Annotated in this window: 13 protein-coding genes; 6 read left to right on the forward strand and 7 right to left on the reverse strand. The window is 68.1% G+C overall.

Going from position 1 to position 15288, the window contains the following annotated elements; genetic code table 11:
- Positions 1–13 precede the first annotated feature (13 nt).
- On the forward strand, positions 14–640 hold the full coding sequence (locus ACHL_RS17500) for a nucleoside/nucleotide kinase family protein (protein ID WP_015938643.1): 627 nt from the start codon (positions 14–16) through the stop codon (positions 638–640).
- A 138-nt stretch (positions 641–778) separates the two neighbouring features.
- Here the strand turns inward: ACHL_RS17500 and ACHL_RS17505 are convergent, their stop codons facing one another.
- The 3 genes from ACHL_RS17505 to betT are packed head-to-tail and all read right to left on the reverse strand — an operon-like array spanning position 779 to position 6035.
- Positions 779–2362: a GMC family oxidoreductase gene (locus tag ACHL_RS17505; RefSeq protein WP_015938644.1), complete on the reverse strand. Its 1584-nt coding sequence runs from the start codon at positions 2360–2362 to the stop codon at positions 779–781.
- A 2-nt stretch (positions 2363–2364) separates the two neighbouring features.
- Positions 2365–3864, reverse strand: a complete 1500-nt coding sequence (locus tag ACHL_RS17510) for an aldehyde dehydrogenase family protein (protein ID WP_015938645.1) — start codon at positions 3862–3864, stop codon at positions 2365–2367.
- Complete coding sequence (betT, locus tag ACHL_RS17515; protein WP_015938646.1) at positions 3861–6035, reverse strand: choline BCCT transporter BetT; 2175 nt, start codon at positions 6033–6035, stop codon at positions 3861–3863. The genes ACHL_RS17510 and betT overlap by 4 nt, the downstream gene beginning before the upstream one ends.
- A 299-nt stretch (positions 6036–6334) precedes the next feature.
- On the opposite strand from betT, the gene ACHL_RS17520 reads away from it, so the two are divergent.
- Both ACHL_RS17520 and ACHL_RS17525 read left to right on the forward strand, forming a co-directional pair.
- On the forward strand, positions 6335–6637 hold the full coding sequence (locus ACHL_RS17520; protein ID WP_015938647.1) for a putative quinol monooxygenase: 303 nt from the start codon (positions 6335–6337) through the stop codon (positions 6635–6637).
- Positions 6638–6700: 63 nt separating this feature from the next.
- The gene (locus ACHL_RS17525; protein ID WP_015938648.1) at positions 6701–7351 is read left to right on the forward strand and encodes an MBL fold metallo-hydrolase; all 651 of its coding nucleotides are present in this window, start codon (positions 6701–6703) and stop codon (positions 7349–7351) included.
- Between the two features lie 80 nt (positions 7352–7431).
- Here ACHL_RS17525 and ACHL_RS17530 read toward each other — a convergent pair whose 3' ends face one another.
- Positions 7432–9327: a DEAD/DEAH box helicase gene (locus ACHL_RS17530; protein ID WP_015938649.1), complete on the reverse strand. Its 1896-nt coding sequence runs from the start codon at positions 9325–9327 to the stop codon at positions 7432–7434.
- A gap of 329 nt (positions 9328–9656) precedes the next feature.
- Between ACHL_RS17530 and ACHL_RS17535 the strand changes: the two genes are divergently transcribed.
- The gene (locus tag ACHL_RS17535; RefSeq protein ID WP_015938650.1) at positions 9657–10388 is read left to right on the forward strand and encodes an SAM-dependent methyltransferase; all 732 of its coding nucleotides are present in this window, start codon (positions 9657–9659) and stop codon (positions 10386–10388) included.
- A gap of 68 nt (positions 10389–10456) precedes the next feature.
- Here the strand turns inward: ACHL_RS17535 and ACHL_RS17540 are convergent, their stop codons facing one another.
- Both ACHL_RS17540 and ACHL_RS17545 read right to left on the reverse strand, forming a co-directional pair.
- Positions 10457–11842, reverse strand: coding sequence for an MFS transporter (locus tag ACHL_RS17540; protein WP_015938651.1), 1386 nt, complete (start codon positions 11840–11842; stop codon positions 10457–10459).
- Between the two features lie 6 nt (positions 11843–11848).
- The gene (locus ACHL_RS17545) at positions 11849–13162 is read right to left on the reverse strand and encodes a CynX/NimT family MFS transporter (protein ID WP_015938652.1); all 1314 of its coding nucleotides are present in this window, start codon (positions 13160–13162) and stop codon (positions 11849–11851) included.
- A gap of 216 nt (positions 13163–13378) precedes the next feature.
- Between ACHL_RS17545 and ACHL_RS17550 the strand changes: the two genes are divergently transcribed.
- The gene (locus tag ACHL_RS17550; RefSeq protein ID WP_015938653.1) at positions 13379–13759 is read left to right on the forward strand and encodes a hypothetical protein; all 381 of its coding nucleotides are present in this window, start codon (positions 13379–13381) and stop codon (positions 13757–13759) included.
- A 117-nt stretch (positions 13760–13876) separates the two neighbouring features.
- Positions 13877–14806, forward strand: a complete 930-nt coding sequence (gene trmB, locus ACHL_RS17555) for a tRNA (guanosine(46)-N7)-methyltransferase TrmB (RefSeq protein ID WP_043794203.1) — start codon at positions 13877–13879, stop codon at positions 14804–14806.
- Between the two features lie 34 nt (positions 14807–14840).
- On the opposite strand, the gene ACHL_RS17560 is transcribed toward trmB, so the two are convergent.
- The gene (locus ACHL_RS17560) at positions 14841–15287 is read right to left on the reverse strand and encodes a hypothetical protein (protein ID WP_015938655.1); all 447 of its coding nucleotides are present in this window, start codon (positions 15285–15287) and stop codon (positions 14841–14843) included.
- Between the last annotated feature and the right edge of the window lies 1 nt (position 15288).

Consider the following 15288-nt stretch of genomic DNA (forward strand, 5'->3'; position numbering starts at 1 on the left):
TTAGGCTGTTGCCATGGATTCCCCCGAGCTCGCCCAGGCTGTTGACGCGCTCCGGCGCCGGCTGGACCCGGGAACGCGCACCATCCTGGGCATCGCCGGGGCGCCCGGTTCCGGAAAATCCACCCTCGCCGCCAGGCTGCAAGAGGAATTCGGCGCCGGCACGGCGGTGGTGGTGCCCATGGACGGCTTCCACCTGGGGAACGCCGTCATCGACGGCACGCCGCTGCGGGCGCGGAAGGGCGCCATGGACACGTTTGACGCCGGCGGGTATCTTTCGCTGCTCCGCCGCCTGGCGGCAAGGGATGAGGCAGTGGTCTACGCCCCTGAATTCCGGCGCACCCTTGACGAGCCGGTGGCGGCGTCCATTGCGGTGCCGGCCGATGTTCCGCTGGTGATCACCGAGGGCAACTACCTGCTGGCCGATCAGGAACCGTGGAAGGAGATCCGGGCGCAGCTTGACGAGGTGTGGTTCCTGGAGACACCCCACGAGCTGCGGATCAGCCGGCTGGTGGCCCGGCACGTCTCATTCGGGATGCCGCCCGAGGCCGCGGAAGCCTGGGCCAACGGTCCCGACGAGGCCAACGCGGTCCTGATCCGGTCCACCCGCCACGCTGCCAGCCATATCATCCCCTGGCGCTGACCACCCCGTTTCCGGGCAGTCATTCCGGCAGCACCCGCTGGGTTTCCCCACCTTTGAGGCAGGCCGACGGCGTGTCCCGGGGACACGCCGTCGTACCTTCCATCCGCCCCGCCAAAGCCGGGGAATTCCAGCGGCGAATCAGGCTGTGCGGGCCGCCCGGACCAGTTCGGCACACCGCTCGCCGATCATCATGGTGGTGATGTTCGGGTTCACGGTGGTCAGCTCCGGCATGACGGAAGCGTCCGCCACGCGCAGGCCGGTGACGCCCTTGACCCGGAGTTCGGGATCCAGGGGTGACATCCGGTCCCCGGTCGCGCCCATGCGTACCGTCCCCGCCGGGTGGTAGACGGTGTTGTGGGTTTTACGGATGTACTCGGTGATCTGCTCATCGCTCTGGATGTCGGCACCGGGGTACAGCTCGGTTCCCACCCACTCCGACAGCGCCGGCTGGGCCGCGATCTCACGGGCCTTCCGGATGCCGGCCACCATGACGCGCATGTCGTGGCCCTCGGGGTCGGTGAAGTAGCGGGGGTCCACCTTGGGCTTGTCGCGGAAGTCCTTGCTGCGGAGCTTCACGGTGCCGCGGCTGCGGGCGTGCGTGACGTTGGGCGTGAGGCAGAAGCCGTTCTCCGTGGTGGGGAAGCCCTGGCGCAGGGTGTGCATGTCGAACGGTACGGACCCGTAGTGGAACATCAGGTCGGGGCGGTCCAGGCCGTCCTCGGTGGTGGTGAAGATGCCCGCCTCCCACCACTGGGTGGACGTCTGCGTCATGGGCTGCCTGGCTTCCCACTGGATGACGCCCTCGGGGTGGTCCTGCAGGTGCTCGCCCACGCCGGGTGAATCCACCCGGACGGGGATGCCGAACTCCTCCAGCTGGGCCGCCGGGCCGATGCCGGAGAGCATCAGCAGCTTGGGCGAATCGATGGCACCGGTGGACACCACCACTTCGGCGCGGGCGGTGAGCTGGTGGGTCTTGGCGAAGGCGTTGTCCACCACGGCCACGCCGGTGCAGCGGTTGGCGTCGTCGAACGTAAGCTCCTTGGCGCGCAGGCCGGTCAGGAGGGTGAAGTTCTTCCGGTCCATGATGGGGTGGATGTAGGACACGGAACTGGAGGACCTGGTGCCGTCCGCGCGGCGGTTGATCTGGAAGAAGCCGGCACCGTTGATCACCGTGTCGCCGGTGTTGAAGTGCGCCTTGGGGATTCCTGCCTGTTCGCAGGCTTCCAGCATGGCCCGGCCCGTGGGGTCCGACGCCGGGACGTTCATCAGGTGCACCGGTCCCGAATCGCCGTGGTGCGGTGCGTCCGGGCCGGCGTCCTCGTTGGTTTCCAGCTGCTTGTACAGGCGGTAGGCCAGGTCCGAGGTCCAGCCTGTGGCACCGAACTTCTGCTCCCACTCGTCGATGTCCTCGCGGGGCGCCCAGAAGGCGATGCAGGAGTTGTGGCTGGAGCAGCCGCCCATCACCTTGGCCCGGGCGTGGCGCATGAAGGAGTTGCCGTTTTCCTGCTCTTCGATGGGGTAGTCCCAGTCGTAGCCGGATTCCAGCAGTTCCATCCAGCGGTCCAGCTGCAGGATCTCGGGCAGGTCCCTGTCGTCCGGGCCGGCTTCCACCAGGGCAACCTCCAGCGAGGGGTCCTCGCTGAGCCGGGAGGCCACTGCCGCCCCGGCGGAGCCGCCGCCGATCACGATGTAGTCGAAGTCTGTCTTTGCTGCTGCGCTCATAATCAGTTCCCCCCTGCAGGTGCGGCGGCGTGGTCCGCGAACCAGCCGGTGACCTGCGGATCGATGTTCTGGTAGACGTGCTTGGCTTCCTGGTACTCGGCCAGGCCGGTGGGGCCCAGTTCACGGCCGACGCCGGACTGCCCGAAGCCGCCCCATTCCGCCTGCGGCAGGTAGGGGTGGAAATCGTTGATCCAGATGGTGCCGTGGCGGAGGGCCCGGGCCACCCGCTGGGATTTCCCGGCGTCCTGTGACCAGACAGCCCCGGCGAGGCCGTAGTGGGTGTCATTGCCGAGCTTCACGGCCTCGGCTTCGCTGGTGAAGGTTTCCACCGTCACCACGGGCCCGAACGCCTCGTCCACCAGGACGGACATTCCGCTGGTGACCTGGTCCAGGACGGTGGGCAGGTAGTAGAAGCCCTTTTCCAGGTCCCCGGTTCCCCATGCGCCGCCGCAGCGCAGGCGGGCGCCCTCTGCAACGCCCTTGTCCACGTAGGCGGTGACCTTGTCCCGGTGGGCTGCGGAAATCAGCGGGCCGGTCTCGGCGTCGGCGTCGAACGGGCCACCCAGGCGGATCTGGCCCGCGCGGCGTACCAGCTCATCGACGAACTTCTCCGCAATGGATTCCTCCACGATCAGGCGGGCACCGGCGGAGCAGACCTGGCCGGAGTGGACGAATGCCGCGTTGAGGGCGTTGTCCAGGGCGGCGTCGAAATCAGCGTCCGCGAAGACGATGTTGGGGTTCTTGCCGCCCAGTTCCAAGGCGACCTTCTTGACCGAGGCGGCCGCCGAGGCAGCAATCACCTTGCCTGTTTCCAGGCCGCCGGTGAAGGAGACCAGGTCCACGTCCGGGTGGCTGGACAGGACGGAGCCCACGGTCTTGCCGTCGCCCAGTACCAGGTTGGCGACGCCGTCGGGCAGCCCCAGCTCCTGGAGGACTTCCATCATGAGGATGGACGTGTGCGGCGTCAGTTCGCTGGGCTTGAGGACGAAGCTGCAGCCTGCCGCCAGCGCCGGGGCGATCTTCCACGCCGCCTGCAGCAGCGGGTAGTTCCAGGGCGCGATCAGGGAGCAGACGCCCACGGGCTCGTACTCGATGCGGCTGACCACCATGGGGCTGCCGGCATCCACCAGGCGGCCGGATTCCTGCCCGGCGAGCTTGCCGAAGTATTCGAAGCAGTTGGCGATGTCGTCCATGTCGATCTCGCTTTCCACCAGGCGCTTGCCCGTGTCCAGCGTTTCGGCCCGGGCAAACTCGTCCTTGCGCTCGCGCAGCCGGGCAGCCACCTTGAGCAGGAAAGAGCCGCGCTCCAGCGGAGACTTCCCGGACCACTCGCCGGCATCGAAGGCAGAACGTGCAGCCAGTACCGCACGGCCGGCGTCGTCAGCCGTCCCTTCGGCGACGGTGCCCACCAGCTCGCCGTCCGCCGGGCAGTGAATGTCCCGCGTGCCGGCGTCGGACGCTCCGGTCCACGTGCCGCCGATGAATAGCGTTGAGGCGTTCATTTCGTTTCCTCCTGCATGTCGAAGTCTGATTCCCAATTGTCTTTGGCCACCTGGTCCTCGACCAGGACGGTGTTTCCGGGTGCTGCACGGTTCAGGTGCAGGAATTCAAGGTGCTGCTCATAGTGGTCCAGCACATCGGTGATGACCTGCTCGCGGGTGTACCCCATGAGGTCGTAGCCGTGGCTGCCCTCCTGCGAGAACACCTCCATCCGGTAGTAGCGGTCTTCCGGATCGGCACGGCGGGTGGCGTAGCTGGGCGTCTCATACTGGACCGGGTAGATCTGGTACTTGAACGCCCGTTCCTCCCCCATGGCCAGCTGCAGGTCGATGCTGTTGATGCCGCACGGCTCCACGGTGGTTACGGTCAGGGACGTCTCGGCACCCTGGGACTTGAGCTCCGCCTCGACATCCTTCAGGGCCGGCAGGGCCACGGTTTCGGCGAAGCGCGTTGTCTGTTTGCGGCCCGGGTAGCTCATGGCGCGGCTGAGCCGCTGCCGCCAGGTCCGTCCGCCCCGCTGGTCCAGGGACCGGCCGGTAATGATGCCAGGCAGGCTGGCGCGGTAGCTGTCGTTGAGCGAGTTCTCCACCCGCAGCGCCTTGTAGAGCCCCAGCATGATCAGCACCAGCAGCAGCGAGAGCGGCAGTCCCATGATGATGGTCGCGTTCTGCAGCGTGGGAACACCACCCACCGTCAGCATGGCCAGGGTCAGCAGGCCGGTGGCCACTGCCCAGAAGACGCGCATCCACTCGGGGCCGTCGGAATCGGCATCCTTGAGGTGCGAGGTGAAGTTGGACATCACCAGGGCGCCGGAATCGGCCGAGGTCACGTAGAAGAGCAACCCGGTGAACGTGGCCACCGCGGCGGTGACGGGCACGGCGGGGAACTGTTCCAGCAGGCTGTAGAAGCCGCGTTCCGGGTGGCTCATGGCCGCCTCGCCGAACGCCGCGTTGCCGTTCATGATCAGGTCGAGGCTGGAGTTTCCAAAGATGGAGATCCACAGCACGATGAAGATGAACGGCACGGTCATGGTGCCCAGGACGAACTGGCGGATGGTGCGGCCGCGGGAAATGCGGGCCAGGAACAGGCCGACGAACGGTGCCCAGGCGATCCACCAGGCCCAGAAGAACAGGGTCCAGGCGTTCATCCAGTCCGTGGGCCGGTCATAGGCGAACGTGTCCAGGGTCATCGCGGGGAACCGGCTCATAACGTCACCGATGTTTTGGGCGATCCCGTCCAGCAGGAAGCTGGTCTTACCGGTGACCAGGACGAAAAGCATCAGGGCGACGGCCAGGATCACGTTGAGCTCGGAGAGCCGCCGGATTCCCTTCTCGACGCCGGAAACCACGGACACGGTAGCCATCACTACGGACAGGACGATCAGGCCGATCTGCACGGCCAGGTCCTCCGGAATGCCGAACATGAAGTTCAGCCCGTAGTTGAGCTGGACGACGCCGATGCCCAGTGACGTGGCGATCCCGAAGATGGTGCCAAGGAGGGCCGCGATGTCCACCGCGTGCCCTACTGGGCCCTCGATCTTCTTGCCGAAGATGGGGTAGAGGGCGGAGCGGATGCTCAGCGGCAGGTTGTGCCGGTAGGAGAAGTAGCCCAGCGCGAGCCCCATGAGGGCGTACAGCGCCCAGCCTGTGATGCCGTAGTGGAACAGCGTCCACACCAGCGCCTGGCGGGCGGCCTCCGCGGTTCCGCCCTCGCCCTGCGGCGGGGCCAGGTACTGGCTCACCGGTTCAGACACGGAGAAGAACATCAGGTCGATGCCTATGCCGGCGGCAAACAGCATGGCCGCCCAGGTGAACATGCCGAACTGTGGTTTGGAGTGGTCCGGCCCGAGCTTCGTCTTTCCCACCCGGGAGAGGGCGGCCACCAGGACGAAGATGACCACGGCGGTGACGATCATGAAGTAGTACCACCCCATGTTGGTGGACACCCAGCCCACCATGGCCCCGATGACCGCCTCCGCGTTGTCCTTGGCCATGATGGCCCACAGGGCGATAGCCACCACGCCGGTGGCGGAGCCCAGGAAGACTGTCTTGTTGACCCGGGTTTTGGCCGCCGGGCCGGCGCTGTGGTTGGTATTTCCGCCGTTCGCGGGTGGCTTTCGTTCTTCTTTCTCAGGACCCGTGGTGTCCACGGGCGGTACTGCATTCTGGCTCATCAGATCCCGTTCCAGTTTTGAGGCTGCGGTCCAGACGCCGGGCGTACGGGGCCGCTGAGGGCACACCGAATGAAGATCAGGCCGGGCGTCGCATTGAGTCTGGCTTGGCTTTCGACGCTATCAACGCGTCCACTAAAGGGCAGACTTTTATGAATCCGGTCACGGCGGCCCGTGACGCGGCCAACGGCCGGAGTCCCGTGTCTGCACCCGCGTTCGCAGGGGAAGAAAGCGGTCCCTGCGCCGGTTGCAGGCAGTAGGGTTGGCTGGAACGGCCCTACTCCCACAAGCCAAGGAGCACCATGCCCGCCATTGTCCATTTTGAGGTCCGGATCGATCCCGAGCGCCGGGATGAGGCCGCGAAGTATCTGGCCGAAACGCTCGCCGCCACCCGCGCCTGGCCGGGCAACCAGGGCATTGAGGCGCTGGTGGACGACGCCGATCCCTGCCACATCCTGGTGGTGGAAACCTGGGCCACCACGCAGGACCACGACGACTACGCCGCATGGCGCACCACTCCGGAGGGCAAGAGCTCCCTCGGTGAGATCCTGGCCGCGCCGCCGTCCAAGCAGGTGTACTCCGAAACCCTGCCGCTGGGTCTTTAAGGCTTGCAGCACCCGTAATGCAGCAGGGCGCCCCGGGCACCCGGCGTCCCTAGACTGAAGCCTATGGACTCACTTCTGTACGACCTGCCGGCCCTGACCATCCGCAGCATCTCCGTCAGCGAGATGGACAACAACGTGTACCTGCTGACGGCGAAGGAGAGCGGCGCCCAACTGCTGATTGACGCCGCCGACGACCTCCCGGCCATCCGGCAGCTCATCGCGGACGGAGCCGCCGACACCAAGGCTGAACCGAAGCTGGCGCTGATCGCCACCACGCACCAGCACTGGGACCACGTCCGGGCGCTGAAGGAACTGGTGGAGGCTACGGGGGCGCGCACCGCCGCCGGAACGGACGACGCCGAGGCGCTGCCCGTTCCCGTGGACGTCCGGCTCAGCCACGGCGACGTGGGCAACTTCGACGGCTTCAACGTCACGGCGGTGCACCTGCGCGGCCACACCCCGGGCTCCATCGCGTTTGTGTACGAGGACCCTGAAGGGCCGGCGCACATTTTCTCCGGTGACTCCCTGTTTCCGGGCGGCGTGGGCAACACCCAGAAGGACCCGGAACGGTTCGCCCAACTCCTGGACGACGTCACCGAGCGGCTGTTCGGCACCTACCCGGACACCGCCGTCGTCCATCCCGGCCACGGCAAGCCCACAACCCTGGGCGCCGAACGGCCGCACCTGGAGGAATGGCGCGCCCGCGGCTGGTAAAACAAAAAGCGGTGGTTGAGCTGTCGAAACCGGGTTTCGACAAGCTCAACCACCGCCGTAGTTTTTAGGGCTAGCGGGGATTAGCGGCCGCGGCGCTCGTTCGACGCAGGCGCGGAGGCGCGGCGGGGACCGCTGCGCGCCGGACGGCCGGAACCGTTGCTCGAGCCGCCGTTGCCGGCGCTGTAGGAACCACCCGAGGTGCCGCCGGTGTTGGAGGACCAGACTGCCTTGGAACCGCCGCCGGCTGCTCCGGCGGAACGCTGGCCACGGCCACCGGACGCACCGGCTGCTGCACGCTGGCCGGTGGCCGGGCGCCCGTTGCGCTGCCCGCCGCCCGAAGCGGGACGGCCGGAGCCGCCGCGGGGTGCCTCGCTGCGGGTAATGCGTGAATCGGTGCGGCCCTCCGAAGAGCGTCCGTCCGAACCGCGCCCGGCTGCTGCGCGGCCGCCTGCTGCGGGGACGTCGTTGCGGTGGGTGCTGGCGGTGCCACGGCCCCGGGCATTGCGCCGGGCAGCTGCTGCCGCCACGGAGCGGTCCTCGTTCTGTTCCCGCACGGCATCTACGGCGGCCCGGGCCTCGGTGCGGCCTTCGAAGGCAGCGGCGCGGCGCTGGGCGCGCGGGACGTCAGTACGGGTGGGTTCGGCGGAGACCTTGCCCCTGCCGCCGCGGCCTCCACGGCCACCGGCCGACGGAGACGCCTGGCGGCGGGCACGCTTGCGTTCGGCGTTGGCACCGGTGGAGGTGCCGCCGCCCTGCTGCGCAGCCTTCTTGGCCAGCAGCGCAGCGCGGGTCCGCGGATCGATCTTGTCAGCCATTTCGCCCACGAGCTCGGCGACCAGCGGGGAGTTGGCTGTAACGCGCTCGAAGCTGACCTCAACGCCGGCGGCCTTCATCAGCTTCTTCACGTCGGACTGCTGCTCCGGCAGGGTCAGCGTGACCACGGTGCCGTCGGAACCGGCGCGGGCGGTACGGCCCGAGCGGTGCAGGTATGCCTTGTGCTCGGTGGGCGGATCCACGTGGATGACCAGTTCTACGTCATCCACGTGCACACCGCGGGCGGCGACGTCCGTGGCCACCAGGACGCGGACGTCACCGTTGGAGAATTCGGCCAGGTTGCGGTCACGGGCGTTCTGCGAGAGGTTGCCGTGCAGGTCGACGGCGGGGATACCGGCATCGGTGAGGGTCTTGGCCAGCTTGCGGGCGTGGTGCTTGGTCCGCATGAAGAGGACGCGGCGGCCGGCGCCGGAGGCGAGCTCCACGATCAGCTGCTTCTTGACGGTCTGGTCATTCACCACCAGCACGTGGTGTTCCATGGTGGTCACCGCGGCCTGTGGATCATCCACGGAGTGGGTCAGCGGGTTGGACAGGTAGCGCTGGACGATCTTGTCCACGCCGTTGTCCAGGGTGGCGGAGAAGAGCAGGCGCTGGCCCTGGCTGGGGGTCATGTCCATGAGCTTCTTGACCACGGGCAGGAAGCCGAGGTCCGCCATGTGGTCTGCCTCGTCGAGGACGGTGATTTCCACAGCCTCGAGGCTGAGGATGCGCTGGCGGATCAGGTCCTCCAGGCGGCCGGGGCAGGCGATGACGATGTCGACGCCGGCGCGCAGCGCCTTCTCCTGGCGGGCCTGGGAGATGCCGCCGTAGATCACGGTGGTGTTCAGGCCGGCGGCCTTGGCCAGCGGCTCGATGGTGGCGTTGATCTGGGTTGCCAGTTCACGGGTGGGTGCCAGGACCAGGCCCATGGGGCGGCCGGGCTTGCGGAAGTGCTTGGCTTCCCGCTCAGCGAGTCTTGCTACAAGCGGGATAGCGAAAGCGATGGTTTTACCGGATCCGGTCCGGCCCCGGCCCAGGACGTCACGGCCGGACAGCGTGTCCGGAAGGGTCTTCACCTGAATGGGGAACGGTTCAACGATTCCCTGGGCGGTAAGGGTGTCTGCAAGGGCCTTGGGAGTACCGAGGGCAGCAAAAGTAGTCATGTAGTTTTTTACGGTCTTTCTGGCGGTATCCAGGCGGATATCGGCCCCCGATGCCGGTTGGACCAGGGGTTCGCCGAAGAAAAGTCAGGTGATCAACCGTTCTGCTGCATAAAGGGGCAGCCAGCCGGGACCAAATGGAACGCGTTCATCGACGCAGGATGTGCCTCTCACATGAAAAAAGCCCTGTCCCTAAATGAAGGGTTACCAGGGCATCACTGCACATCAAGTTCCACCATCGTAGCATCCTTGCACCGCCGGTGTTTAAGTGGCGTCAACCGCGACCGCTTCAGGGCGTTGCCGTGCCGGGTGCCACACGGCAGGGTTGAGGCATGAGCGATCACGCACCGCACCACCATGAAACGCACGACGACGGCACCTCCAGCGGAGGGGACGCCACCAGGGCAGCCATCGACCCGGCCACGGCCTGGGACGAGCGGTACCGCACCAGGACGCAACTCTGGAGCGGGAACCCGAACCCGCAGCTGGTCCGAGAGGCCGGCGGCCTGAAGCCGGGACATGCGCTGGAACTGGGCTGCGGCGAAGGCGCCGACGCCATCTGGCTGGCCCGTCACGGCTGGACGGTCACCGCCGTCGACGTCTCGGCGGTTGCCCTGGAACGGGCGCAGGCCCACGAAAAAGCGGTGTTCGCGCGCGAAAGCGTGCAGGCAGCGGAGGGTGCGCCGGCGGGCCGCATCACGTGGCAGCAGGCCGACCTGGAGCAGTGGCAGCCTGATGGCGCGTTCGATTTGGTGACCTCACAGTTCCTGCACTCCGAGGATCTCGATTGGCGGCTTCCGCTGCGGACCGCGGCAGCCGCCGTGAAACCCGGCGGGACGCTCCTGGTGGTTGGGCACCACCCGGACCGGCTGCCGCCGTGGGGCGGCGGGCATCACCACGGGGACATGTTCTACACGGGCGCGGACCTGGTCCGGGAACTGTCGCTGGAGGGCCCGGGCTGGCAGATGGAAGTGCTGACCAGCCGGGAGCGCCCTGTCACGGGGCCGGAGGGCCAGCACGCCACCATCGCGGACGTCGTGCTGCGGGCCACCCGGCTCCCCTGAGGCGCCGGACTTCTTGTCCAACTGCGGGCACTTGGCCAGTCCCTAAACCGCTGCACGTGGACAAAGACTCACGGGGTTTTGGAGGTGACCCGCGGCGCCACCACCGCCGCGGCGACGCCTACCAGCGCAGCGAAGGTGAAGACCCCGGCGAAGGAGGCAGCCGTCGTCGTGAACGCCGTGAAGACGATGCCAGTGGTGGCCAGGGCCAGCGCCCCGCCGAGGGAATCGGAGATGGACATGGCCGAGGAGTTGAAGCCTTCATTGTCCTTGGTGGACAGCGCAAGGGTCATCACGCTGAGCCGCGGATAGAGCAGGCCCATGCCGCCGCCGGCGAAGATCCAGCCCACGATCGCGACGGCGGCGGGCCAGTGCAGCGCGGTGGTTGCCAGTGCGAGGATCACCGCGCCGAGGACCATGAACGCTCCGATCCGGACCGCGCCGGAGTGGGACAGGCGGTTGCCCAGGCGGCCCTGCACGGCAGCGGCACCCGCCCAGGCCAGGGCGCCGCCGGTGAGGGTGAGGCCGGCGAACGTGGGCGAGAAGCCATACTGTTCGATCAGCAGGTACGGCAGGTACACCTCGGCACCGAAGAACGAGGCTGAAGCGAGTCCGCGGGCCAGGATGACGCTGGGCAGCCCGCGCCGGGCCAGGAGGGTGCCGCGGGGAACCAGTGGCCGGACGGCGGCCAGGGCAAGCGCGACGGCGGCGACGGCCAGGACCGCGGTGGCGGCCGGAAAGCCCTGGATCCGGACCTCGGCGGACAGGTTCAGCCCCAGCACCGCGACGGCGGCGAGCGCCGCCCAGCCCAGCCGGCCGATGGCCCAGGGCGTTGCAGGTGCCGACGCCTCCGGCCGGTCCAGGCCCTTCAGCACCGGGGCGATCATGAGCAGGGCCGGAATGACGAGGCCCACGACGCCCAGGAACACCCAGTGCCAGCTGAAGACCTGCGCCACGATGCCGGCGGCAAAGGGGCCGACGAGGGAGGGGATCACCCAGGCGGCGGAGAATGCCGCGAAGATCTTGGGGTGCAGCGCGCCTGGAAAAATCCGTGCCACCAGGACGTACAGCGCCACTGTCAGGGCGCCGCCACCCAGGCCCTGGACCAGCCGGCCGGCCACCAGCATCGGCATGGACACGGCGGTGCCCGCGATCAGGAGGCCCACCACGAACAGGGCCACGGAGGCGCAAAGGGGCACGGTGGGGCCGCGGCGGTCGGACCAGTTGCCGGCGGCCACGTTGCCGATCACTCCCGTGGCCAATGGGCCGGCGAAGGCGAGGGCGTAGAGGCTGGCGCCGTCCAGTTCGCGGCTGACCAGCGGCATGATGGTGGTGACCGCCAGCGATTCGAAGGCAGCCAGGAACACCAGCGCGCAGGTCCCCACAGTGACCCACAGGTAGGGGCGCTGGAGGATGCCGGCGGTGGGCTGCGTTGCGGGAAGGGTGGAGTCGCGCACGGCCGCCTACCCCACGTACCGGTCGCGGCCGGCGCGGTAGCCGAAGACTGCGGCCAGCAGCCCCACCACCAGGAACAGGACACCGGCGGCTGTAAAGGACCCCGTCCCCTGGTGCAGCTGCCCCACCATCAGGGTCCCGGTGGACCCAAGGCCGTACCCGACGCCCTGCATCATGCCGGACAGGTGCGCGGCGGTGTGCCCGTCGCGGGTGCGGAGCATGATCATGGTGAGGGCCACCGCTGTGAGGCTCCCCTGCCCCAGCCCCAGCAGCCCTGCCCAGACCCAGACCAGGTCCAGCGGTCCGAAGATGCTCAGCGCGAACCCCCCGCCGGTCATCAGGGCCACCACCGTGTTAATGGCCCGCTGGTCCCGGAACCGTGCCGCCAGTGCGGGAGCGAACAGCGAACCCAGCATCTGCAGGACGATGCTCACCGAAACGATCAGCCCGGCGGTGGCGCCGTCCACGCCGCGTTCCCGGAGGATGGGGGCCAGCCAGGCGAACACACTGAAGGACATCATGGCCTGCAGCACCATGAAGATGGTGACCTGCCAGGCCACCGCTGACCGCCACACGTTCACGCCATCCCTCACGGCCTGGTGCCGGGCAGGATGCTGGCGCAGGGCCACCGGGAAGAAGAGCAGAAGCACGACGGCGGCCGGCAGCGCCCAGAACCACAGCGCCACAGTCCACTCCCCCGCTGCCGCGTAGACGGAGTAGGTAAAGCCGGCCCCCAGCGCGGCCGAGGCACAGATGGCCGTGGTGTACAGCCCGCCCATCAGGCCCAGCCGGTGCGGAAAGTCGCGTTTGACCAGACCGGGAAGCAGGACGTTGCACAGGGCGATGGCCGCACCACACGCCGCCGTACCGGCGAGGAGGCCGGGAAGGTGTCCGCCGGGAAGTCCAGGGTCTGCCGGGCGCAGCAGCAGCCCGGCGGTCAGCACGGCCATGGCACCGAGCAGCACGCGTTCGGCGCCGAACCTCCGCGCCAGCACCGGGGCCAACGGCGCGAACACCCCCAGCAGCGTGACCGGCACGGTGGTCAGCACCACGATGGCCCACCCGGGCAAGGACGCCTGTGCCGTGATCTCGGGAAGCACGGCCGAGAAACTGGAGAAGACGGTGCGGAGGTTCAGCCCGATGAGCACCAGGCACAGTCCCAGGTAGGCCAGCTGCCTGCGGTTCCCCACCCGGGTGGGTGCGGCGGCGGGCACCTCATCAACCTCGGCGTCGATGAGCCCGCTGGAATCCTTGGGTGGCGCGGGATCCGTCACCGCTTCCAGGCGCGGCTTCCTTGCCCCGGCATTCGTCGCTTCCGTCACCCGCCCATTCTTGCAGCACCGGCGCTGGCGGGTCCCCGCCCGGGTTCCCGCAACCCGCCGCTGCCAACCCGCACCCGGAAGTTATCCACATACGGGAGCCGGTGGCTTTTGGGACGGCAGGCAGTTTCCTAGTTTGGAGACGCGGACCACTGCCAAACGAAGTCCTCCACCCCGTCCGCTGCCAACTACCGGCCGATCCGGCCCAGCAGGGAGAACATGAGCGCGCAGCCCCTTCAAGAGTCCATTCCGCCCGTCCCCGGACAGCGGGTTTCCGGCAAGGCCATCGCCAGCCTGGTTCTGGCCATCGTCGCACCGGCCACACTCTACATTTCAGCTCCCTTGGCGTTCATCGCCGTGCTGATGACCTACCCGGATGAAGGCCCGTCGCATGCGCCCTGGGTGGCGCCGCTGGTCTTCCTGAGCCTGCCCCTGACCTGCTGGCTCGTATCCGTCCCGCTGGCTGTAGCCGTCATCCGGAAGTCCACGGGCCGATCGGGCGGTTGGGGGCTGGCGGTGGCATCACTCTGGGTGTCCGGCGTCCTCTTCGTGATCGCCCTGGTCCTCTCACTGAGGTACGTGCCCATGCTGTTCTACTGATCCCGCATGGTCCATCCGGCCGCGGGCGGACGGGGGAGGTGTACGGGCGGCGACGGCCGGGCAGGGCGGGGCCGGGCCGGAGGGCGGCCGGGGTTGCCTGCCGGTATTCTGGAAGGGATGAGCGATTCCCCCGAAAACCCCCAGCAGCCGCATGTCCCCAGGCCGGTGACGCCCGGAACGCAGGCGTCCTTCGGCACCTACGGTGGCCGGCCGGTCAGCTTCGTGCGCCGCGGCACCCGCCTCCAAGGCCGGCGCCAGGCCGCCTGGGAGGAGCATGCCGAACGGTGGGCGGTGGACGTCCCCCGGCACGTCGCCAACACGTCGGTCCACCCGGACTACACGTTCGACGCCGAGGCGGAGTTTGGCCGCAAGGCGCCGCTGGTGGTGGAAATCGGCTCAGGCCTGGGCGATGCCATCTGCCACGCCGCCGAACAGAACCCGGACACGGATTTCCTGGCTGTTGAGGTCTACACGCCCGGCCTGGCGAACACCATCATCAAGATCAACGGCCGGGGACTGACCAACGTCCGCGTGGTGGAGGCCAACGCCCCCGAGGTGTTGGCCACCATGCTGCCCGAGGGCTCCATCGATGAACTCTGGGTCTTCTTCCCGGACCCCTGGCACAAGTCCCGGCACCACAAGCGCCGGCTTATCCAGCCCGAGTTCGCCGGGCTGGCCGCCCGTGCGCTGAAGCCCGGCGGGCTGTTCCGGATTGCCACCGACTGGTCCAACTACGCCATCCACGTCCGCGACGTGATGGCAGGGTCCGCCGACTTCGAGAATTTGCACACCGGCGAGCGCCGCGGACCGGAGAGCCCGTTGACGCAGGTGTGGCAGTCCGGCGTCGAATCTCTGGTGGGCGGCGCCCCCGTCCGGGAGGGCCGCGCCCCGGTCAGCACCGGCCACACCGGCCCCAACGAGGGCGTGGATGAGACCGGCGGCTGGGCTCCCCGGTTCGAAGGAAGGATCAAGACCAGCTTCGAGGCCAAGGCCCACGAAGCCGGCCGGCTGATCTTCGATCTCTGCTACCGCAGACGGCAGGCCTGACACCCGTTCGCTGCAACCACGCCGGCTGAAGGATTCAGCTGACGCTGATGGCGGAGACGACGCCCTTGAGCAGGTCCAAACGGGGCTCCGCTTCAGGGCTGGTGTAGGGCCAGATCACCACGACGCCGATGAACCGGCCGTTTTCCAGCACGCCTACTGTCGCCGCCACCTTGGGTGACCCCTGGGCGTCGCTGTAGCCCGCCACTACGGCATAGGCGGACTTGCCCGGCAGGCCCAGCTCCCCTTCAGCCAGCAGTGTTCCGCCGCGCTCCTCAAGATAGAACCCGGCCATCAGGTGCGCCCAGCCGGTGGCCTGCGGCGCGTCCTCCACCGAGTTGTCGTCCTTGATGACGGTGACCAGGACACCGCCCAGCAGGCCGTACTGCTCGGTGTTGGGACCGGCGCTGGAATCATCCAGGACCTGGGTGTACTCCGGGAAGTCTGCGGTAAACCCCAGCGGGGATTCGATGTGCACTGACATG

The organism is Pseudarthrobacter chlorophenolicus A6, from assembly GCF_000022025.1.
In the GTDB taxonomy this organism is placed as follows: Bacteria; Actinomycetota; Actinomycetes; order Actinomycetales; family Micrococcaceae; genus Arthrobacter; species Arthrobacter chlorophenolicus.

What these genes read in the sequence shown, in the direction of transcription:
- ACHL_RS17520 (WP_015938647.1), top strand. Translation starts at nt 6,335, where the DNA reads ATGCCCGCCATTGTCCATTTTGAGGTCCGGATCGATCCCGAGCGCCGG.
- ACHL_RS17505 (WP_015938644.1), bottom strand. Translation starts at nt 2,362, where the DNA reads ATGAGCGCAGCAGCAAAGACAGACTTCGACTACATCGTGATCGGCGGC.
- ACHL_RS17535 (WP_015938650.1), top strand. Translation starts at nt 9,657, where the DNA reads ATGAGCGATCACGCACCGCACCACCATGAAACGCACGACGACGGCACC.
- ACHL_RS17500 (WP_015938643.1), top strand. Translation starts at nt 14, where the DNA reads ATGGATTCCCCCGAGCTCGCCCAGGCTGTTGACGCGCTCCGGCGCCGG.
- ACHL_RS17550 (WP_015938653.1), top strand. Translation starts at nt 13,379, where the DNA reads ATGAGCGCGCAGCCCCTTCAAGAGTCCATTCCGCCCGTCCCCGGACAG.
- ACHL_RS17530 (WP_015938649.1), bottom strand. Translation starts at nt 9,327, where the DNA reads ATGACTACTTTTGCTGCCCTCGGTACTCCCAAGGCCCTTGCAGACACC.
- trmB (WP_043794203.1), top strand. Translation starts at nt 13,877, where the DNA reads ATGAGCGATTCCCCCGAAAACCCCCAGCAGCCGCATGTCCCCAGGCCG.
- ACHL_RS17560 (WP_015938655.1), bottom strand. Translation starts at nt 15,287, where the DNA reads ATGTCAGTGCACATCGAATCCCCGCTGGGGTTTACCGCAGACTTCCCG.
- betT (WP_015938646.1), bottom strand. Translation starts at nt 6,035, where the DNA reads ATGAGCCAGAATGCAGTACCGCCCGTGGACACCACGGGTCCTGAGAAA.
- ACHL_RS17510 (WP_015938645.1), bottom strand. Translation starts at nt 3,864, where the DNA reads ATGAACGCCTCAACGCTATTCATCGGCGGCACGTGGACCGGAGCGTCC.
- ACHL_RS17525 (WP_015938648.1), top strand. Translation starts at nt 6,701, where the DNA reads ATGGACTCACTTCTGTACGACCTGCCGGCCCTGACCATCCGCAGCATC.